The sequence below is a fragment of the Bifidobacterium sp. LH_416 genome, from assembly GCF_056357055.1.
In genome coordinates this window covers 599414-620201 of record NZ_JBKEVJ010000001.1, presented here as the reverse complement: position 1 = coordinate 620201, position 20788 = coordinate 599414, and the positions used below count along the sequence as shown (strand labels likewise).

General features: G+C 55.5%; 22 protein-coding genes and 3 tRNA genes. 14 read left to right on the top strand and 11 right to left on the bottom strand.

Features of this window, described 5'->3' with window-relative positions; translation table 11 throughout:
* The first annotated feature begins 45 nt into the window (after positions 1-45).
* A complete protein-coding gene (locus tag AC1AY0_RS02660) occupies positions 46-786 on the top strand; it encodes a phosphoglyceromutase (protein ID WP_476524428.1) in 741 nt (246 codons plus the stop codon).
* Between the two features lie 266 nt (positions 787-1052).
* Here the strand turns inward: AC1AY0_RS02660 and phoU are convergent, their stop codons facing one another.
* The gene (gene phoU, locus AC1AY0_RS02655; RefSeq protein ID WP_476524426.1) at positions 1053-1727 is read right to left on the bottom strand and encodes a phosphate signaling complex protein PhoU; all 675 of its coding nucleotides are present in this window, start codon (positions 1725-1727) and stop codon (positions 1053-1055) included.
* A 196-nt stretch (positions 1728-1923) separates the two neighbouring features.
* Here phoU and AC1AY0_RS02650 point away from each other — a divergent pair, with 196 nt between their 5' ends.
* Positions 1924-3117: a sensor histidine kinase gene (locus AC1AY0_RS02650; protein WP_476524424.1), complete on the top strand. Its 1194-nt coding sequence runs from the start codon at positions 1924-1926 to the stop codon at positions 3115-3117.
* A gap of 6 nt (positions 3118-3123) precedes the next feature.
* Here AC1AY0_RS02650 and AC1AY0_RS02645 read toward each other — a convergent pair whose 3' ends face one another.
* Positions 3124-3378, bottom strand: coding sequence for a DUF2530 domain-containing protein (locus AC1AY0_RS02645; RefSeq protein WP_476524422.1), 255 nt, complete (start codon positions 3376-3378; stop codon positions 3124-3126).
* 70 nt (positions 3379-3448) lie between these two features.
* Positions 3449-4591, bottom strand: coding sequence for a phosphoserine transaminase (gene serC / locus AC1AY0_RS02640; protein WP_476524421.1), 1143 nt, complete (start codon positions 4589-4591; stop codon positions 3449-3451).
* A gap of 222 nt (positions 4592-4813) precedes the next feature.
* On the opposite strand from serC, the gene AC1AY0_RS02635 reads away from it, so the two are divergent.
* From AC1AY0_RS02635 to AC1AY0_RS02625, 3 genes are all read left to right on the top strand, one after another.
* Positions 4814-5767: a CHAP domain-containing protein gene (locus AC1AY0_RS02635; RefSeq protein ID WP_476524419.1), complete on the top strand. Its 954-nt coding sequence runs from the start codon at positions 4814-4816 to the stop codon at positions 5765-5767.
* A 176-nt stretch (positions 5768-5943) separates the two neighbouring features.
* Positions 5944-6681, top strand: a complete 738-nt coding sequence (locus AC1AY0_RS02630; RefSeq protein WP_476524418.1) for an NlpC/P60 family protein — start codon at positions 5944-5946, stop codon at positions 6679-6681.
* Positions 6682-6886: 205 nt separating this feature from the next.
* Positions 6887-7924: a universal stress protein gene (locus AC1AY0_RS02625; RefSeq protein WP_476525753.1), complete on the top strand. Its 1038-nt coding sequence runs from the start codon at positions 6887-6889 to the stop codon at positions 7922-7924.
* A gap of 56 nt (positions 7925-7980) precedes the next feature.
* Here the strand turns inward: AC1AY0_RS02625 and AC1AY0_RS02620 are convergent, their stop codons facing one another.
* Positions 7981-8394, bottom strand: a complete 414-nt coding sequence (locus tag AC1AY0_RS02620; RefSeq protein WP_033889839.1) for an OsmC family protein — start codon at positions 8392-8394, stop codon at positions 7981-7983.
* 231 nt (positions 8395-8625) lie between these two features.
* Here AC1AY0_RS02620 and AC1AY0_RS02615 point away from each other — a divergent pair, with 231 nt between their 5' ends.
* From AC1AY0_RS02615 to AC1AY0_RS02605, 3 genes are all read left to right on the top strand, one after another.
* Positions 8626-9426, top strand: coding sequence for a thymidylate synthase (locus AC1AY0_RS02615; protein WP_476525946.1), 801 nt, complete (start codon positions 8626-8628; stop codon positions 9424-9426).
* 154 nt (positions 9427-9580) lie between these two features.
* Entirely contained in the window at positions 9581-10243 is a 663-nt protein-coding gene (locus AC1AY0_RS02610) for a dihydrofolate reductase (protein ID WP_476525751.1), read from the top strand.
* A gap of 42 nt (positions 10244-10285) precedes the next feature.
* Positions 10286-10813 (top strand): low molecular weight protein-tyrosine-phosphatase, encoded by a 528-nt coding sequence (locus AC1AY0_RS02605; RefSeq protein ID WP_476525749.1) that lies wholly within the window; start codon positions 10286-10288, stop codon positions 10811-10813.
* Between the two features lie 69 nt (positions 10814-10882).
* On the opposite strand, the gene AC1AY0_RS02600 is transcribed toward AC1AY0_RS02605, so the two are convergent.
* Positions 10883-11215: a branched-chain amino acid transporter permease gene (locus tag AC1AY0_RS02600; protein ID WP_476525747.1), complete on the bottom strand. Its 333-nt coding sequence runs from the start codon at positions 11213-11215 to the stop codon at positions 10883-10885.
* 2 nt (positions 11216-11217) lie between these two features.
* The gene (locus AC1AY0_RS02595) at positions 11218-12057 is read right to left on the bottom strand and encodes an AzlC family ABC transporter permease (protein ID WP_476525745.1); all 840 of its coding nucleotides are present in this window, start codon (positions 12055-12057) and stop codon (positions 11218-11220) included.
* A gap of 1002 nt (positions 12058-13059) precedes the next feature.
* On the opposite strand from AC1AY0_RS02595, the gene AC1AY0_RS02590 reads away from it, so the two are divergent.
* Entirely contained in the window at positions 13060-13740 is a 681-nt protein-coding gene (locus AC1AY0_RS02590) for a hypothetical protein (protein ID WP_476524495.1), read from the top strand.
* Between the two features lie 236 nt (positions 13741-13976).
* Entirely contained in the window at positions 13977-14444 is a 468-nt protein-coding gene (locus AC1AY0_RS02585; protein WP_476525743.1) for a hypothetical protein, read from the top strand.
* Between the two features lie 74 nt (positions 14445-14518).
* On the opposite strand, the gene AC1AY0_RS02580 is transcribed toward AC1AY0_RS02585, so the two are convergent.
* A complete protein-coding gene (locus AC1AY0_RS02580; protein ID WP_476524498.1) occupies positions 14519-15625 on the bottom strand; it encodes an AAA family ATPase in 1107 nt (368 codons plus the stop codon).
* Positions 15626-15627: 2 nt separating this feature from the next.
* Complete coding sequence (locus tag AC1AY0_RS02575) at positions 15628-15816, bottom strand: helix-turn-helix transcriptional regulator (protein WP_101626202.1); 189 nt, start codon at positions 15814-15816, stop codon at positions 15628-15630.
* Positions 15817-16033: 217 nt separating this feature from the next.
* On the opposite strand from AC1AY0_RS02575, the gene AC1AY0_RS02570 reads away from it, so the two are divergent.
* Entirely contained in the window at positions 16034-16375 is a 342-nt protein-coding gene (locus AC1AY0_RS02570; protein WP_476525741.1) for a hypothetical protein, read from the top strand.
* A complete protein-coding gene (locus AC1AY0_RS02565) occupies positions 16372-17505 on the top strand; it encodes a tyrosine-type recombinase/integrase (protein ID WP_476524502.1) in 1134 nt (377 codons plus the stop codon). Before AC1AY0_RS02570 ends, AC1AY0_RS02565 begins: the two co-directional genes overlap by 4 nt.
* 199 nt (positions 17506-17704) lie before the next feature.
* On the opposite strand, the gene AC1AY0_RS02560 is transcribed toward AC1AY0_RS02565, so the two are convergent.
* Positions 17705-17776: transfer RNA gene (locus AC1AY0_RS02560), tRNA-Glu, on the bottom strand.
* Between the two features lie 178 nt (positions 17777-17954).
* Entirely contained in the window at positions 17955-18830 is an 876-nt protein-coding gene (trmB, locus tag AC1AY0_RS02555; protein WP_476524504.1) for a tRNA (guanosine(46)-N7)-methyltransferase TrmB, read from the bottom strand.
* Positions 18831-19071: 241 nt separating this feature from the next.
* On the opposite strand from trmB, the gene AC1AY0_RS02550 reads away from it, so the two are divergent.
* Positions 19072-19145: transfer RNA gene (locus AC1AY0_RS02550), tRNA-Asp, on the top strand.
* Positions 19146-19189: 44 nt separating this feature from the next.
* Positions 19190-19265 (top strand) — tRNA-Phe (locus AC1AY0_RS02545).
* Positions 19266-19302: 37 nt separating this feature from the next.
* Here the strand turns inward: AC1AY0_RS02545 and AC1AY0_RS02540 are convergent.
* A complete protein-coding gene (locus AC1AY0_RS02540) occupies positions 19303-20607 on the bottom strand; it encodes a class I SAM-dependent methyltransferase (RefSeq protein WP_476525739.1) in 1305 nt (434 codons plus the stop codon).
* Positions 20608-20788 lie beyond the last annotated feature (181 nt).

The window sequence follows — 20788 nt, the reverse complement described above, 5'->3', positions numbered from 1 at the left end:
AGATGAATGCTCGCATTTGGCGTGTTTGGGCGGTAGACTGGCCGTATGTCTTACAAACTAGTACTGCTCCGTCATGGACAGAGCGCATGGAATAAAACCAACCAGTTCACCGGCTGGGTCGACGTACCGCTGACCGAGCAGGGTGAAGCCGAAGCCAAGCGCGGTGGCGAGCTGCTCAAGGAGAAGAACGTCCTTCCGGACATCGTGTTCACCTCCCTGCTGCGTCGCGCCATCAACACCGCCAACATCGCACTGGATGCCGCAGATCGTCTGTGGATTCCGGTTGAGCGTAACTGGCGTCTCAACGAGCGTCACTACGGCGCTCTGCAGGGCAAGAACAAGACCGAGATCCGTGAAGAGTACGGTGACGAGAAGTTCATGCTGTGGCGTCGTTCCTACGCCACCCCGCCGCCCGAGATCGATCCGAACGATCAGTACGCCCAGAACCACGACCCGCGTTACACCGGCGACCCGGTTCCGGAAGCTGAGTGCCTGGCCGATGTGGTCAAGCGCGTTGAGCCGTACTTCAAGTCCGCTATTGAGCCGGAGCTGAAGGCTGGCAAGACCGTTCTGATTGCTGCTCACGGCAACTCCCTGCGTGCCATCGTCAAGATGCTGGATAACCTGTCCGAGGAAGAGATCGCCAAGGTCAACATCCCGACTGCTATCCCGCTGCTGTACGAGCTGGACGAGGACTTCAAGCCGATCAAGCCGCGTGGCGAGTACCTGGATCCGGAAGCTGCTGCTGCCGGTGCCGCTGCCGTCGCTGCTCAGGGCCAGAAGTGATCTGAAGCGCCTGGCGCTTGCAAGACATTAAGGGACTGCACATCCGTGTGCAGTCCCTTTTTCTATGTGAGCAGCAAATGCTGGCAAAGTACGGTTTGGCTGACATATTCAGTGTGACTACCCCTCAGTCGGCTGTCGCCGACAGCTCCCCTGACAAGGGGAGCCTGAGGGGAGGGCAAAAAGAAAACGGCGTCCAGTCGTAACCGGATCGCCGTTTCGGGCATCCCCTAGGGGATTGGTCTTGAATTATCAGTAGCTATCGCTATTCAGTCGATGTCGGTGCCTTCATCGCGGGTCGGCTTCTTGGACGGATCGAAGCCGGAAACAATGTAAGCCACGCGGCGTGCAGCGGAGACGGCGTGATCGCCAAGACGCTCCAGGAAGCGGCCCAGCAGCACGATATCCACGGTCTGCTGACGGGTCACATCATCGGAGAGAGCCAGCTCGAAGGTCTTGTGATGCAGGTCGTCGAGCTTGTCATCGTTCAGGATGATGCTTTCCGCATGCTGCTCATCACGGTTGTTGAGCAGATTGACCAGCTCATCCGCGGTGTTGTTGAGGAAAGCAATCATCTCGGCAAACACCGGCTGAGCGGACTCAGGCAGCGGGGAAGCCGGGTACGTGCGGCGAGCAGCTTCTGCCACGTGACGGGCCAAATCGCCCATACGCTCGAAGGTGGAGGCCAGACGCAGCGTGGAAACCACCACGCGCAAATCAGTGGCCACCGGGTTCTGCTTGGCGAGCAGCTTCACGCACTGGTCGATGACGGAGGATTCAAGGGCGTCAATCTCGATGTCGCCGTCGATTACGGTCTGTGCAGCCTCGACGTCCTGCTTGAGCAGGGCTTCGCCGGCACCGTTAATCGCCTTGCGTACATCCTGCGCCATATGGTCGAGGTCGTCGGCAACCTGCTTCAGCTCCTCGTTGAAAATAACGCGCATTTCTCTAGCCTTTCATGCTTGCTTGTTGCAACCTGTACCAGTTTATTATTCCAACTCATGCTCGCTACATCAACGTAGTTAAACGCAACCTCAAGTTGTTCAACTGTTCATTGGGTTGTTCACTCGCTATTCATCTTATCGGCGCGCCGTGGCTATAAGTAATGTCCGGCGCGCCGAGTGTGGAACAATAGTAGGCATGTCACAGATGCCGTTCGCCGCCGTGGTCGCACTTATTGTCTTATCCGTTGCGCTGTTGATTGTGATTGCTCTTGTGGTTGTCGGAGTGATTACGCAAAAAATAACATTGAACTTTGGCCATGATGATGGCGACGATACCGATGATTTATCGGACGATACTGCTGCGTTGCTGTCCATGATGCCGGGGGCCTCGATTGTGGTGGACTCCAATGATGGAGTAGTGCGGTGCAGTCCGGCTGCCTATCACTTTGGTGTGGTAGAGGAAGATGCCATCGTGGACGCCACGGTGCTTGATGCCGTGCATGAAGCGCGCAAATCCGGTGGCAAGCGCCAGTTTGACTTGACTACATCCACTCCTGAACGGTATGTCGAAGAGCGATCCAAGTCTGATCATGTGCAGACGAAGTCCGTGAGCCGGCCCAATTGGCTGAAAGTTACGGTGGCGCGCATCAGTGAGAAATTCGTCATTGTGCTGATCACTGATGTCAGCGAGATAGTGCGATTTGGTCAGGTTCGCGATTCATTCATTACGAATGTGTCGGAACAGTTGCTCAAGCCTACGCAAGCGCTCTCACAGTTGGCTGATTCGCTGGAACAAGGCGGCCTTGACCGTGAGCGCATCACTGCTGATGCTCGCCAAGTGCGATCCAGCTGCAACAAACTGAATCATATGGTGTCTGATTTACTGCTGCTGATTCGTGCGCAGGAGCCGATTACACCATCTTCTGCGAACCGATTGAATGTTATGGAGCAGTTGCGAGCTACGATATCTCGTCTGCAGCCTGAAGCTGAACAGGCTGGTGTGCAGCTGCATCTTAAGGGCGATGATTCTTTGGTAATCAATGGATTGGCTGACCAAATCGATAGCGCGGTGACCAAGCTGGTGGAGAATGCCATTGGCTATTCCAAGGAAAATGGTGTGGTCAGTGTGTCGGCATCGCCATCCAAAGATGGCAACCGTGCTGTGATTCGTGTGATTGATCAGGGTGCAGGAATTGCCAAAAACGATCAATCTCGTATTTTCGAGCGATTCTATCGCGGTGCTTCGCAAACTGACCGTACTGCAGACGGTGTGGGACTCGGTCTGGCCATCGTCAAGCATGTTGCCCTCACGCATCATGGTGACGTTACCGTATGGAGCGCAGAAGGCCAGGGGAGTACGTTCAGCCTGAGCCTGCCGATTGCTCAGTAAGCGGAACTACAGGCCCAAGCGTCGATAGTCCCAGCGGTCGAAGAATTCCCAGATAAGCAGCAGTAGTCCGATGATGACGCCGGACGCGCACAAAATAACCAATGATTCTGTGCCGTGCCCTAAGGACGTGAGAATCAGGGCGACGATAAGCGCCACAGCCCACAGGCCGGTGCCGATGCCAAAAACCTTACGCAAATCAACCCGCACCGGCTTAGGGGCGGGTTTGCGAACGGCTGGATCGATAATAGGCGCAAACTTCATAGTCACAGACTGTAGTAAAGAGGAACGTCAAACATTCCTCTTTACTACGTTTCCTTAATAGGTGCTGAATTTACAGTTGCTCAACCACGTAGTCGATGCACTTGGTCAGATTCACCACATCCGCAGGTTCCACTGAGGGGAACACGCCGATGCGCAGCTGATTGCGGCCGAGCTTGCGGTAACCGGCGCAATCCACAATGCCGTTTTCGCGCAACAATGCCAATATCTGATTGGCGGGCACGCGCTCATCCAAATCAATAGTGACCACAGCATGTGAACGTGCTTCAGGATCTGAGACGAACGGTTGCGCGTAATCAGAATGCTCGGCCCACGAATACAGCAGCGAAGCGGATTTCGCGCAGCGTGTAGTGGCCCAATCAAGGCCGCCGTTATCGTTGAGCCAACGAACCTGATTTTCCATGAGAATAAGGTTCGCCACGGAAGGCGTATTCAGTGTTTGATCCTTACGAGAATTCTCCAATGCCTTGGTCAGCGACAGGAATGGCGGTACCCAACGGCGTGCGCCATCCAAATGGGCGCTGGATTCCACTCCTGCAGCACGTTCGATGGCGGCAGGGGAGAGAACGGCAATCCAGAGTCCTCCATCGGAACCAAAAGCCTTCTGCGGAGAGAAGTAGTACACGTCGGTCTGGCTGATATCCACAGGCAGTGCTCCGGCTGCGCTGGTGCCATCGATAACGGTTAAGGCGCCGGCCTGTTCGCTGCCGGGAATGCGGCGCACTGGTGCGGCAACGCCAGTGGAGGTCTCATTATGCGCCCAGCAATACGTGTCCACATCGTCAGTGAGCTCAGGAAGTCGGTATGTGCCGGGTTCCGATGAGAAGATTACCGGCTCTTCCAAGAATGGTGCGTTGGCAGCGGATGCGGCGAATTTAGAGCTGAACGAACCGTAGGTGCCGAATGCCGCTCGGCGGGTAATCAAAGATGCGCAGGCGATTTCCCAGAATGCGCTGGCGCCACCGTTGCCTAAAGCAATCTCATAGCCGTCAGGCAAGCGGAAGAAATCATGCAGTCCTTCGCGAATAGAGCCGACAAGCTGCTTCACTGGTGCTTGACGGTGAGAGGTGCCCAAAAGCGTGGTTGCGCCGGCATCGAGCGCAGCAACCTGCTCTGCGCGCACCTTGCTGGGGCCAGAGCCGAAACGGCCGTCTTCAGGCTTTATGGAATCAGGAATCTTTACTGTCATAGTCACGGGAAACAAGGGTAATCAGTAAGTGCGAAGAACACCAGAGTCTGCTCGATTACCGGATTGATTCAGTTCGGTAGAGACCCAGGTATATCGTTTGACGTAACCTCAGAAACCGGCAATCGATTCCCGAATGACTCATATCTGTTGTACAGTAGTGGGCAGTGCCGGTACAGCGCGCTTGATTATGAAGCGTGGCTGGTAAGCCATTCAAGGAGTTTATTAAGTATGAAGCATGCTTCGCATAAAGCGACCAAGGTTTCGCGCCAGAAGTTTAGCTTAGCGAAAGCGCTATTCGCTTCCGGCAAGGGTGGGCATTCCATCCGTGCTGTTCGTGCCGTACAGTCTGCTGGTGATGACGCTGCCGTGCTGGGTCTGGATCCCGCAGTAGCCGCAAAGATTAACGAGATCGCTCCGCAGACTCGCCGCTCCATTCGTCAAGCTGCACGTGCTGCCGAACGCCGCAGCCATATTCTGGCTTCCGCTTCGTTGGCTGCTTTGGTGGGCACTGCAGCTGGTGCCATGGCTTTCGCTAGCCCTGAAGAAGATTTGACTCTTGCTGATAACGCCACTACAACTACGCAGATCAAGCGTGTGAGCGATGCAGGTTCGGCTTCCCGTTCCGAGGCTCGTACGGATTTAAGCTCGTCTAATACGCAGTCCACTTCGGCTTCATCTTCCAGCAGCTGGGATTTGAGCAATTCCGATGGATCATTGGATACCAATCTGATGAACCGTAATACGGCTAATAATGCTGTAGTGGCTGCTCTGATGGACCAGGATCAAGGTTCGTTGCCCGCTGGCTTCAACCCGAATCACGATGCTGGCAAGAATCAGAACACCTACCCGTGGGGTCAGTGCACTTGGTATGCATACCAGCGCCGTACCGAGCTGGGATTGCCGATTGGCGGTAGCTTCGGTGACGCCCGTTCATGGGCCAACTCTGCAAGCTCTCGCGGATACTGGGTGGATAACACGCCTCGCCATGTTGGCGATGTAGTGGTGTTTGCACCTGGCCAGGAAAATGCTGATTCCTATTACGGCCATGTCGGCGTGGTGGAGAAGGTGAATTCCGACGGTTCCATCGAGATTTCCGAATCCAACTACAAGGGTTTGGGTGTAATCTCCAGCCGTTCGTTCACCGCCGAGCAGGCAAGCACGTTCCAGTACATTCATTACTGATCTCCGCTGCTGGTATTGCTTGCCGGCATTGAGATGATTCTTTTATTTATTTTTCGTATAGCAGTGGTTATGCTGACTTTGCTGCGCGACACGCCGGAGAACATGTGCTCTTGCATGGTCTGGCATTCCGCTCTGAGCAAGGCTTGTTAAGTGGTGCAGTGTAAAGTGGGGGCTCTATGAAGACCAAATCTGTGATTTCTTCTGTGGTGGCGGTGTGCGCCGCAGCTGCTTGCCTATTTGCTTTCGCTCCGGCTGCTTCTGCAGCTTCGGAGGGAACAACCGTCACTTCCACCAAATCCTTCCCCGCATATACGCAGGTGCGTAAGGATTTCACCGCTGAAGCCACTTCTACGGATGTGGACAGCGACGCCAGCTGGGGCGATGTGGAAAGTCTGAACGTTCCGCAGACCCAGTCTCAGGCGGAGAAGGATGCTGAGGCTCAAAAGAAGGCTCAGGAAGAAGCCGCAAAGAAGGCCTCTGAACAGACTCAAACTCAATCTCAGGCAGCCAGCCGTAGCGACTCCCGTTCTACGCTGAGCTACTCTGATTCGGGTACCGAAGCTTCTGCCGGTGCTGCTGCTTCAATTGATCGTGCATATTCGCTGATTGGCTCGTACATGGACTGCACGGCACTTGTGACTCAGGCGCTTGCTGCACGTGGTATCAGCTTCCATGGTTGGCCTGAAGAATATGTCAATGTGCCGGGCGGTTATGTGGTGACTGACGGTTCTCTGCAGCCTGGCGACATTCTGATTTACAAGTACACCAATGGTACTAACGGTGGCGTGCACTATGATCACGTGGCACTGTATGTTGGCGGCGGTAAGGCCATTCACGGTGGCTGGACCGGTGGCGTAGTGGCATTGGCTGGCACTCTTCCGAATAAGCTCACCACTGTGGTGCGTATTCCGTAAGTTTTTTCAGCTGATAAAGCTTGATGCAAGGTCTCTGCGAGCATGGAAACATGGTTGCAGAGCCCTTTGCTTATGGTCGTGATTATGGCCCAGCTCACTGTTTTTGTGAACGATTTTGCATATTCGTTACCGGCTAATGCGAGTGTCGCGGGGTATTGTTGGAGCTATGCGGTATTGATGCCGTAATAACTTCAAGGAGGTCGTCATGATTAACGACAAGGCCATTCTCGTCGGTGTTGACGGGTCGCATGCGAGCTATAAGGCAACATGGTGGGCCGCAAATTATGCCAAGCATGCCGGGCTCACGCTGCAGATTGTCTGTGCGTATTCCCTGCCCAGCTATGCTGCTGTGTCCTTTGATGCTACATACACGGCGATGGGGGACGATAACGCCGCGCATTCCGATGCTCAGGAGATTTTGTCCAAGGCCAAGGCCATCGCAGACGAACAGGGTGTAGAAGCAGCCACGCTGATTGTGACCGGGGACCCGGCATCCGTGTTCGTGGAACTTTCCCGCAACTACAACCTGATTGTTATCGGTAACCGTGGCAAGGGCGGTTTGGCTGAACGCCTGTTGGGCACTACTTCGTCCTCGCTGCCGGCATATGCATACTGCCCGATCGTCGTGGTGCCGTACACCGATGATGATGGCAACCTGATGCATTTGAACAACACCATCACCAAGGTGGCAGTCGGTTCCGATGAATCCAAGTGGGGTCTGAAGGCTCTGGAGATTGCCGCCGACTTCGCCACGTGCTGGGATGCCGAGCTTGATGTGCTCTCCGCTGTGCCAAACCTGAAGGGTGTGGACGGTGAGGATGATGTGTTGAAGTCCTATGAGGATGATTTGGAAGTGCGCATCAAGCCTCTGCAGGAATCTCATCCGAACCTGAAGATCAACAAGCGTATTGTGTCCGGTCCGGCAGTGAGCGCTTTGACCAAGGCCAGCTATGACCATGATGTTGTTGTAGTCGGCTCTCGCGGTCGTGGCGGCTTCACCGGCCTGCTGCTTGGCTCTACCAGCCAAGGCCTGCTGCAGCACGCTGTGGGCCCGGTATATGTGGTGCCGCGCAAGTATGTGGAGGCTGCAGAGTCTCGTCTTGATACGGTGCCAAGCTCGCCGGCTGAAGTGCCGACCAAGTCGCTGGAGGAGATTGCCGGCGTCGAGGAAATTCCGGTCGACAAGGCCGAGCCGGAAGTCGCTCAGCAGATCGAAAAGACTATCGATCCTGAGCGTCAGTAAAGGTCTGCATGAATAAAAATAGGCTCCCGCTGGTGGGAGCCTATTTTGTCTCGTGCTTAGCGCTTGATAGTCACATTCATGCGCACGGGGGTTTCCTGCACGTAAGTGTGCTTTACCGTGCAACCCTTATCGATATGGCGCGTAATACGCTCCTTGAGCTTTTCGGCATCCTCATCCGAAAGACCGGCATCGGAAGCATCTACTACAACCTGTTCGTCAAAGCCGGTGTAAGCGTCATTTTCTGGATCGTAAGAGCCATCTACCACAATCTTGGCGCCCTTGCCTTCGCCGAGCGTGTGCTCAATGGCGAACTGGCTGGACAGCGCTGCACAACCGGCCAGAGCCACCTTCATCAGATCGCCGGGCGTGAACTGACCGCGGTCCTTGCCGAACTTGATATGTGCGCCATCATCGCTGAACGCATCCCATGAACCGTCCTTGTTGCGCTCCACCCACAGTCGCTTACCCATAGTGTGCCTCCTTACGGCATCTCATGGCATTGATTGACTGTTCCATTATGCCTCGAGTGCGGCTTTTCGGGCAGTATGGTCCACTGTTAGCGTGATATGTTGTCGTTCATGGCGCACGAGACTCGTCGAGGTCGAGCCCCTGCCGCTACCATGGTGGGCATGGCTTTGACCGAAGAACAACTTGCAGAAATCCGTTCGCGTATTCCCGCTCGTCCTCAAACCGGCATCCCTATGCCCTATGAGGATTTGGTTCGTAAGATTTTGACCGAAGGTACGTTGAAATCCGATCGTACCGGCACTGGCACCATTTCTTTATTCGGCCAGCAAATGCGATTTGATATTTCCAATTATTTCCCGCTGCTGACCACCAAAACAGTGTTTTTCAAGGGCCTGGCATATGAGCTGCTCTGGTTCCTGAAGGGTTCTACCAATGTGCGCTGGTTGCAGGAGCATAATGTGCATATTTGGGATGAATGGGCGGATGAGAACGGCGATTTGGGTCCGGTGTATGGCGCGCAATGGCGTTCATGGCCGGCTCCCACGCCTGACGATCCGAACCGCACCATCGATCAGATTGCCAATGTGATGGATTTGATCAAGAACCATCCGGATTCCCGCCGCATGGTAGTTTCCGCTTGGAATCCGGCTGAAGTGGAGAACATGGCATTGCCTCCGTGCCACGCACTGTTCCAGTTCTATGTGGCCAATGGCAAACTTTCCTGCCAGCTGTATCAGCGTTCCTGCGATATGTTCCTGGGCGTGCCGTTTAACGTGGCGTCCTATTCGCTGCTGACTTTGATGATGGCTCAACAGGCCGGTCTTGAACCGGGCGAATTCGTCTGGACCGGCGGTGATTGCCATGTGTATGACAATCACATTGAGCAGGTGCTGGAACAGCTGGGCCGCGAGCCGTATCCGTACCCGCAGATTGAAATCCGTAAGGCCGACTCGCTCTTCGACTACCAGTACGAAGACTTCACCATCGTCGGCTACCAGCATCACCCCACCATCAAAGCACCCGTTGCGGTCTGACTTCGTCAGCCCGCAACCTTCGGCCCCGCTTGTGGTGCGGGGCCTCACCTCACCTAGGAACAGTCCACTGGACTGTTCCTTTGATGGTTCGGCAGTCTGACACATCAACTACACTAAAGCCCAGTTCCGTGAATTCCAGGAGGAGTAAAGCGAAATGGAGCATGACAGTAGCCGTAGCGGCTATCACGAACCCGAGCCCGGATCTGCCGGGCTGTCTGCTAGCGAAGAGGATTGGGGAGATGATTTCCCCAAGACCTTTTCGGTGAATTTGATTTGGGCTGAGGCACGAGACAAAGAAGGTCGTCCGGGTGCCATCGGCTTTAACGGTGGCATGCCATGGCATTGCGCCGAAGACATGAAGCATTTCAAGGAGCTGACCGTCTCTCACCCGGTGATTATGGGTCGTAAGACCTGGGAATCATTGGGATTGAAGTATCGTCCGCTGCCGAACCGAGACAATATCGTTGTCTCTCGCGACCCGCTGTACAGCGCCCCCGGTGCCACAGTGGTGACGAGCCTTGATGATGCCCTTGACCTCGCCCGTCAGGAAGCGATTCCGGATGACGGTCTGGATCGTTCTGAAATCTGGGTGATTGGTGGGGCTCAGCTGTTCGCTGAGGCACTGCCGTTCGCCAATAAGGCATACATAACGTTGCTGGACGCTCAGGTGGATGCCGACTCCTACGCTCCTGATATGAAGTCGCTGATTGAAGCTGGCTTGTGGCAGGAAGCTGAAGTAGGGGAGAAGCTTACGCCAGCCAATCCCGATTGCGGTATTGCGTCCTACCAGTTCTTCATTCTGACGAAAACCAAGTAGTACAAGGCCTATCGGGCCGCATTACAACAAGATTGAGAGCCGATGAGCACCACGACCCATCCTTATACCGTCATGACCGTTTGCACCGGCAATATTTGCCGCTCTCCAATGGGAGAGATTATCCTGCGCCACTTCTTCAACGAACGTGGTCTGGGTGATAAGGTGAACGTGGAATCCAGCGGCGTATCCGATGAGGAATGGAGCCATCCGATTGATCCTCGCGCTGTGCGCGTGTTGCGTGAGCGCGGTTATGGCGATGAGATTCCGCGTGACCATTTCGCGCACCGTATTTCTCGTGATGAAATCAATCGCACGGATCTGTTCCTGCCGATGACCGCTTCACATATGCGCGCCCTGCTGCGCATGTTGCCGGCTGGCAAGCGCGCCGAAGTGCACATGTACCGCAGTTTCGACCCGAACCTGCCTAAGCCGAAGCCGGGCCGCGAAGATCAGATCGATCTGGTCGACCCCTGGTACGGCGGCCAGCATGAGTTTGAGGTCGCCATCGACCAGATCGAAGAAGTTGCTCCCTACATCGTTGATTGGGTGGAAAAGCAGCTCAAGGACTGATGCAAACTAACTGATGCAATGAAAAAGGCTCCATATGGAGCCTTTTTCGGTATCTACGCATCAAAACAATCAGAACACCAGCTGTACGAGCAGCATGTACACAATCGTGCCACTGGCAATCGAAAGCAGCATATTGCGCTTCCAGTAGTGCAGTACCACAATCACCGCGCAAGCAATCAGCTCAGGAATACCATGAGAACCGGTGAGAATCGGCGTATTGCGCAGCGCATATACCACCAACAGACCAGTCATTGCATAAGGCAGTACGGCACCGAGATAACTGATGAACCGCGGCGGTTCCTTGGACTCGGGGAACACTATAAACGGCAGGAATCGGGTAAGCATAGTGCCAGCTGCAACAGCCACGATGGTGAATATGCCTTGCCAGATGGTCATAGTCATAATTAGCGGACCTCCTTACCCTGTGCATGAGCGCGCTGCTCATTGCCACTATCGCCGGCGTTGTCGGCAGATTCGATGTTGAGCGTATCCAGATGAGGGCGTAGCACAGTGAACAACACCAGCATGGTAATCAATGCGGGGATCATGAAATCATCCGCGCCGAATACCACGAGGCATGCGAGTGCGGCAAGCACGCCAATAACAGCGGAGATTCGTTCGCGATGCTTGCCGCCAATCCATTGGTCGAGGAAAATCACCAGAAACAGGGCGGTCAGCACAAAATCAAGACCAGTGGTGTCGAATGGCAGATGCGAGCCGATAATGCCGCCTACCGTGGCACCGGTTACCCAATAGCATTGGTTGAGCGCGGTCACCCAGAAATAAAACCAGCCGCGGTCAACCGTGTTCGGGATGCGCGCAGTGGAGTTAATGGCATAGGTTTCATCGCACATGCCGAAAATCAGGTACGGGCGTTTCCAGCCAAGTCCCTTGAACTTTCCCAGCATGGACAGGCCATAGAACAAGTGTCGTGCATTCACCATCAGCGCCAGCAGAAAACCGGCAATCGGGTTGAACGCGGAGAGTAGCAGGTTCACGGTGACGAATTCCATGGAGCCGGCGAAGATGAACGCGCTCATGCACATGGGCCACACGAAGGAGAAGCCCTTGGTGCCCATCAGAATGCCGTATGAGGCGCCTAGGAACAGGAACCCCAGGCAAATAGGAATGGTGAGCGGGAACGCGGTTTTGAACGCAGTAAGGCACGCGCCGGTGCCGCGGCTCTCAGCTCGATTGCTGGCGGGTGAAGTGGGCTCGGCGGATGTTTCCTGTTCTTGTGCCATATGTTCCCCAACTGTGTGTAATCAGTACCATGTGTGCCGCGATGCAATACGCATGCGAACATACGAAAAGACCTCGACCGTTTGGTCGAGGTCTTTTCGTTGAAGTACCCCCAGAGAGAGTCGAACTCGTGAAGGTGGCTTCGTGATTCCGTAAAACCCCGCCATATCAAGGATTTCATATGTTACATATATGACGCAAAGCATAGTAAATCACGTCTATCTGTATCAAATCTGTATCAAAAAGTGAATGACTCCGAAACGGAACGTGTTCTAAACAATCAGCCCATTCAGAACGCAATCAGAACACCAATCAGAACACCAAGAAAGTAAGTAATAACAACATATAGAGCAATTAGTACATATTTGGCTCTGTAGTGTTCGTATGCGTTTTCGCATTCAGAACGAATTAAAGCTGTTTACGCTTTGGAACCGAGGAATATTGGAGGCAAGCGAAAGCAGACCGGAGGCCGTCAGGCCGTAGGGCTTTCGCGCGGCAGCTGGCATATCCAACTGCCGTAGGTCGGAAACGGAAACGCGGGCATGCGATGACGTGGCATAAACAGGAAACCGCAGGCATCGGGCGAACAATCACGCACCAGCGGACAACGGCATCCCAACACCCCGGCGCAGACGACAAGCCGGAGCGTTCCGGCACCGGGAGAAAACGAAGGCCAACGGGGTCATGTCAGGGGAGTGAAGAAAAGCACCATCCCAAAGGAAACAAGCCAGACCAATACAACAGCGAGAACCAGACCAAAAGAACACAGACAAGCCAACCAAACAACAAGAACAGCCAATCAAAACCACATCACAAAGAAAAATCCATCAAAATAAGAGAACCCAACCTCAAAATCAAACGACATGCACTTCTTGCACCCATGCCCTTCAGGGCACCGCCTTTCGGCGGAATTCCAACGAAATTAGCGTCCCTCGTGAGTTTCGACCCCGATATCGGGGAAACGATATCGAACGGGGTCCGCAGGAGGCTCGGGTGGAAGGCTCATGAACGATGAAAACAGCGTGGAAAAGCCTCCCGTGTGCCCCGTATGCGGGCTGGAAGTGCTGGAGATGTACAGGAGGAAGCCCGGGTATAGGAGAGTGCACCGAATCTGTGAAAGACGGGACGCTCACCGCCGAGAGGACGAAAGGGAGTATCGGCGTCGCATGAGGGCCGAGGCCGAGCTGCTGGCAGCGAGAAGGGACGCGGCTCTCGCGGCGAAGGGCCTGGTTCGCGCTGTGAGGGAGCGCAACCGGAAGGCGGACGAGGCCAACCGGGCCGCGGTGGAGGAATGCTACTGGAAGGTCAGGCTCATGATCGAGGTCATGGCTCTCACGCCCATGATCCTGGTCGACTGGCGCGAGGAATGGCTCGTGGCCCTCGCGCGCGATATCGGCCGGAACGGCATGGACCGGATCGCGGACCTCACCGGATGGATCGATGCCAGGCCCTGGACCATCGACCCCGATATCGAGCCAGAGGGATCCACGAGGCTCGTGGCCCTCTGGCCCGATATCGGGCCAGACGACTGGCCCGCCTACACCGCGGACCTGGACCACGCCGACGACCAAGGCACCGTCATCGACATGGTCCAGGTCGTGGACCGCATCTGGAACGAGGACCACCACGGCAGAAACCGGTTGGACCACGGATGGTGGAGCCTCGAGCCAAAGGGCCACCAATGATCCAAGAGGGCCACGAGGGCCACGAGGGCCACGAGGGCCACGAGGGCCACGAGGGCCACGAGGGCCACGAGGGCCACGAGAGCCACGCCATCACGGAAACCAGACGAAAAGCACACCGGCTACTGCGTTGGAGGGTGGCTGGATATGACTGGAAAGACTTGATGTCGAACTAATTGGCTTAAAATGTTCCATGAAACATTAAATTAATGCTTCATGGAACATTATGGAGGTCGTTTATGCCTCGCCATCGAATTTCGAGGGAGAGCCAGATCCTGACGATACTTGACAGACATCCCGGCAAGTGGGTCTACCTCATCTCTGATTCCACCCCGTCGTCGAAGGCTTCGAGCCTGCGCAGGGCCGCGAGGAGGCTCGAAGAGAAGGGCGTCATAGACCTCGAGCACCGGTTGTCACGACGTGATGGTCGGCCGAACCGGCGCAGACTCGCCGCTAGACGCCACAGGGGTCCTGTGCTGCCGCACGACCTTGATGTGATGCTCCCCCAGGGAGAGAAGAGCGAACTGCTCGGGAATTACGCGTTGTTCCCCTCCACCGAGAAATGGGAAGAGCAGCTGGCTGAGCTGCGGAAGGGGATGCAGCAGGATCTCTGGGAGCGTTGCGTCAAGATTGGAACCGATATCAATGGCGTGGAGTGCCTGATTAACATGGTCTTTGACGCCACCAAGCAGTCGGGAAAGTCTTGAACCGTCCACGTTCCTGCACCCTCCCGATTCCGGGTCTTGTCTGGACGCCAACGGCTTTGGTGGCAGCTTTCTTCTTATGGCTCTTGTCTCTGCGGTAGTACCCAGAGGCATCCCGCCCCGACTTTCCGCACTCGTTGCGATTTCCCACCTATCCGGTTTAGCGCGTGTTTAAGCTGTGATTCGGAGAATCCGTTCTTCGCCCCCTCTTCAATCACCTGTTTTCTCGGTGCCCCGTTTCGCCCGTGACTTCCCAGATAATCACGGAGCCATGCATCCTGCTCCAGAACATCATCCGTATCATCGCCGCTGGCTCTTATCTGACGGATTGCATCCACCGTCAGTTCCGTGTCCTCCATTCCTTCGATGATCTGGATATTCCTTACATTGCCGTCGTCGAAGGTATACGGGCGGGTGACGGATATGATTCGCATCGAACGTTTCCCATTGTTGTTGGCCTTCCCGATGGTCACGATGGACGACTCCGGTTTTGTTGGGTCAACGGCTATATCCATGAACGAACGCGAGGTGTCCTCGAATTTCTGGCTTCCGGAGAATATCCCTGCCTTGTTCCAGTGGTGTATTCCGAGTATGGCCCTCGGCCGTTTCGCCTGAGCCAGGGCGTTGCAGAAGACAAGAGCGGGCTGCACGTCCTTTCTCGAATTCGTGTCCCCATCGATGAGAAGGGTAATCGGGTCGATGATGATGAAATCCGGATCCCATTCGAGAACGGCTTTTTCAAGCCCTTTTTTGATTTCCTCAGCCTGTGGATAGGCGGGAATGAGGGAACCGTCTATCGGTGATCTCTGCTTCATCGAGAACAGGCGGTATTTTGACGAGTCCGCATGCATCATATCCAATCTGGGATAGATGATCGACTCGGGCACGTCCTCGTACTGGTGGACGTAGAGCACCTTCATCGGAGGAACCCTGTCGCCGTTCTCATCCTTCAGAAGCCCCCGTGTGGCCTGGGCGAGAACGAACAGCGCCCACATCGTCTTCCTGCTGCCCCCAGCTCCGGACAGCACATTGAGCCCGCCTCTCACAAGCCACGGATACATGATGTAGTAGAGGCTGGTGACGTGCACATCCGCTCGGCTCTCCAACTTGAAGACCAAGCCGTCCGATCCGTCCGCCGCTCCGGTCAACTCGCGTGCCGCCCCGGCGCTCTTCTGGTCCAGCACGGTTACTCCTCGGTCTCAACCTTGTGGGATTCGATCCATTCCCTCACGTCGTTCGGGTCATACATCACGCATCTACGTGACATGCGGATGAAGCGCGGCCCCTTCTTCCGATAGGCCATCGTTGCGAGGTATCCCGGTGTCCTCCCCATCATTTTCGCGGCTTCGGAACGGGTTATCAGCTGCTCCGACATGAACTGCCTCCTAAATGTAACTAAAACAGTAACGAATGTAACTATATTACATACATTACGTATGGTGGTCAATTGTCACGTAGCTCACGCACGGGCCATTCGATATCGGTGTCTTATGATGGATGGCATGACGCAGAGAGAAAACGAGGCCACGGGCAGCATAGTCGCCGCGAACGTGTCGAGGTACAGGAAGGCGTTGGGGCTCTCATACAGAACATTGGCTGGAAGGCTGGCGGATGCCGGCCATCCCATCGTCCACACCCAGCTGCGAAACATCGAAATAGGGCTTCGCCGCGTCACGGTCGATGACCTGACAGCGCTTGCCGTGGCTCTCGAGGTGTCGCCGCTGTCGCTACTGCTTCCCGAAACGGCCTCCGCCGAGGTGGACTGCATGATTACCGGGCTGCCGGAATCCCCGAATTCGCTTGACGTTTGGAGATGGGGCCTCTGCCTGTCCCGTCATGGGATACTTCCGGATTCCGGCGATGAGGCTCAGGATGCCCTGTTCAGACGCCGCTCGTCCCCTGTTCCCGCTACCGGTGAGAGGACGCCTCGATGACCACGGGCGTTTACTCCTACAAGGCCAAGAAGTTTCCTGGCGGCATCGGCTGGATGGTCAAGTACACCGACAACCAGCATCGGCAGCGGGTTAAACGCGGTTTCCGGCTCAAGCGTGACGCCGAAGCGTTTCTTGCGGAAATCCGCTCATCTCTCAACAATGGCAGCTACAGGGATCCGGACAGCGGGCGCGTGACGATAGGGGAGCTCGGCGAAGCCTGGCTTCTCGGTCGCAAGGGCGTCGTGGCCCCGTCGAGCTACGTCAAGGATGCCGGGGTGTGGAAGAACTGGGTGATGCCGAAGTGGCGGTTGGCCCGTGTCTCCGAGATTCGCCGTAGCGACGTGCAGCAGTGGGTGAGCGAGATCAGCGAGTCGGTCGGCGCAAAACAGGTTGGCTACGCGTTGGGGGTCCTGCGTCAGATATGCGAATCGGCGGTATACGACCGAAGGATTCCGTCCAACCCATGCAAAGGGGTCCGAGTCCCGGTCCCTCATACCGAGAAAAGAAGGGTGTATCTGGAGATGCCCCAGTTGGAGGCCCTTAGCGCCGAAGCCGACAGGAGACGCAACAAATACGGCACCTTGGTGCTTTTCATGGGGCTGACGGGACTTCGCATAGGCGAGGCAACCGCTCTCAGGGTCGGAGACGTCGATCTGAAGAACCACCGCATACGGGTCAGGGAGAATGCGGTGTGGACCGGTGGCGGGCTCGAGGTCGGGGCGTTGAAGAACCATGAGGAAAGGACGGTCCCCTTCCCTCCGAACCGGCTTCAGGAGAGGCTCAGGGAACGCATGGAGGGCAAGGACCATGATGCTCTGGTGTTCGAGCGCCCCGGAGCGGTCAACGATGGCGGATCGCTGACCCAGGACGACTACATGCGTCATCCCGACTCCCGCACCGGATGGTTCACGACCTCCGTGAGGCTGACGGACGGGGTGCCCGACTGGATGACGCTGCACGATCTGCGCCATACGGCGGTGAGCCTGGCGATCCACATGCAGGTCAGCCCGAAGCTCGTTCAGCGCGTGGCGGGCCACAAGACGTTCTCCCAGACGATGGAGACCTACGCCGACCTCTACGACAGCGACATGGAGGAATACGCGAGGAAGATGGACGCAGGCGGCGAGTGACCGGTGTTCCAAGTGTTCCGAATGTGCTAAACGCGGAATTCCGCCATTTCTGCTGTTCTGATTGTGTTCCGATTGCGCTCCGAATGAAGTGGGGGCGGATTGCGCCTCGTGCTGGGACCGTGGACGGTTGTATCAAACCTGTATCAAAAGCAAAAAGAAAAACCCTTGAAAACCAATGTTTTCAAGGGTTTTGTTGAAGTACCCCCAGAGAGAGTCGAACTCTCGTTGTCAGATTGAAAGTCTGGTGTCCTAACCGTTAGACGATGGGGGCGGACAACTCGTCTAACTATAGTGAGGGTTTGCTATTCGTGCAAATCTGACGGCGCTTCGGCGTGTCGCGCTGTGTGTTCATACCGGGATATGCCTGCAAATTAGCCATTTGTGGGCATATTTTGCAGGCATATCCGCTGTGCTTCCGCTGCGATTGCGTTGAGGTGCGGAGCTGAGTTTTACTGGAGTGCGATTGCCTGATACGTGAAGTCGTGAATCACGCGGCCGGCGTCAAGGCCCTTCTTCTCGAAGTTGGTCAGCACGCGGCCGTCAAACCGTTCGGACTCAGTGAAGTCGGCGTGCGGCATATCGGCGGCCAGGTCGGCGTTGCCCTTGCCGACATGCTCCAATGGCAGGCTGACGGTCACAGTGCCGATATTCTTCCATCCGGTGAGGTGATCCATAACCTCATGCACGTGGAGGGCGTAGTCTTCGATGTCAGTGGCGATACGCCATACGCCGTCTTCGGTAAGCGCGTTATGAATATTTCCAGCCAGCTCGGGCTGCACAATGCGTCGCTTGTGATGCTTCTTCTTCGGCCAAGGGTCGGGGAAGAAGGTCCACACCTCGGCAAGGGTTCCCGGCTCGGTGACCTTGAACAGCTCGGCTGCATTGACCTGGGCTATGCGAATGTTGGTGAGCCCTTGCTTGCCTGCAAGCAGCAGTGTGTGCGCCACGCCAGGATCGTAGACCTCAAGTGCCAGGAAATTAATTTCTGGGTGGGCTGCGGCCGCGGCTACGACGTTCTCGCCCTGCCCGGTTCCGATTTCCACAATCAGCGGGTTGTTATTGCCCCATGTGGACTGGATGTATGCCTTGGTCAGGGAGAAACCTTCGCGCACGTCGAGTCGAGCGTTGCCGGCGGCAATGTTCAGCAGATAGGTATCCGCATAGTTGTCCCATGCGCGCTGCAGGCGGGTGTCAAGTCGTGCGGAACGGCGGACGAAGGACAGTACTTTGTGGATTGGGTGAGATGGTACTGCGGCTCCATCGCTGACGTGCGCTGCGTTGACGCTGTCTTGCGCTGATTCGATGGGGGCTTGGGAGTCGGTCATAATGATGCTTGGCCTTTCGTCACAAATATTGCCCGCGGGCTGCTTAATGGGTGATTCGCTATCTGACCATTGTGCCACCCGCCATGCCAAGCTGGTTGATGTGGTGAAGCATTGCTATGAGCGATGAATGAGTGTGAAGTGCAGTAAAACGTTGAAAATTCAATGGACACGCCGAAGTTTGCGTAAGTTCTGATTTTCAGTATTATATCTATCTGTTGCCTGTCGCAAGACGGAACAACACGGCCCCGTAGCTCAGTTGGTTAGAGCGCCGCCCTGTCACGGCGGAGGTCACCGGTTCAAGTCCGGCCGGGGTCGCTTGGATGGGATTAACTTGATTCTCAAGTTTATGCCGTTCAAATGGCTCTGTAGCTCAGTTGGTAGAGCGAGCGACTGAAAATCGCTAGGTCAACGGATCGACGCCGTTCGGAGCCACCACAAGAAAAGCCCTGTACAGTGCAGGGCTTTTTTCGTCTCAGGCCTTCCACCACGGACGCAGCGGATACCACTTGCCGTCCGGATGACCTACGCGATCCGGCTTGACTGCCAGGAACTGATGAATCTGAATGCCGTCAAGCTCAAAGTTCAGTGCGCAGGCGGCCATATAGAGACCCCAGACTTTGGCACGCTCGAAACCAACCTGCTTAACCGCATCATCCCAATGTTCGGAAAGATTATGATTCCAATGATGCAGGGTCAGCGCATAATGCTGGCGCAGATTCTCCTGATGCACCACGTTAAAACCAGCATCATGAATGCAGGATTCGATGAATCCCGGGGCGCCGAGATCTCCATCGGGGAAGATATAGCGGTCAAGGAATTCGTCAGTGCCAGGTTTGCCGTTCGGCTTGTCATGACTAATGGTGATTTGATGGTTGAGCAGTCGGCCCATCGGCTTCAACAGGCGGAACATTTCCTCAAAGTAGCTTTGATAGTTCTTGGTACCCACATGCTCCATCATTCCGATTGAGCAAATGCCGTCGAAATCGCGCTCCGGTACTTCGCGATAATCCTGCACGCGCACTTCAGCCAAATCCTGCAGTCCCTCACGCTGAATCCAATCATTGGCATATGCTGCCTGCTCCTTGGATAGTGTGACGCCAAGCGCCTTGATGCCGCGGCGAGCTGCGGTGATTACCATCGAGCCCCAGCCGCAGCCGATATCCAGCAATCGTTCTCCGGGCTGCAATCCGAGCTTATCCAGAATCAGTCGTAGCTTATTGGCCTGTGCATCTTCCAAACTCATCTGCTCATCGTCAAATACCGCGCAGGTGTAGGTCATGGATGGACCTAGAAAATCTGCATAGAACTCGTTGGACATGTCGTAATGGAAGCTCACCGTTTCGGAATCAGCCTTCTCGGTGTGCGGCATGAGTCCTTGTTTGATGCGGGCGAACTTGCTCGGCCCTTCAGTGGTGGGCACAGGAGGCTTCTTGAATCCGTGGCTCAAAATGCCTGCGGATACGCGCGCCATTGATAGCGGCGTAATCGGCTTGACGTACTTAGCCAAAGCGATTAGCTTGCGCATAGCAGGGTAAGGGTCGGCATAATCGATGCCATCCACATCAAAGTCGCCAAGCACATAGGCGCGAACTACGCCGATTTCATTCGGATGCGCCAAAAGCTGGTACATGCAGTTCGGACTGGTAATACGAATATGCAGATCGGCGTTGCTGGGCCCGAAATGCGAGCCATCGAACGCATCGACGCGTACCGGCGCTGCACGGTCCACGAAGAGTTCCACCATTTCCGCCACGGTCATTGATTTACCGTTTGCCATACACCCCACCTCGATTTCTTCTAGATGACTAGATGAACTTGAAACCCCAACTGTGTTCGTATCCTAGTCCGCGTTTGTGCGGTTAGGGTCGTTACATCCAGCGTCAGGTTGAGCGATCGCTATCGGCGGAACAATGCTTAGGCATTCGGGAAATATTTGCCCGACAAGACTCAACGTTGCA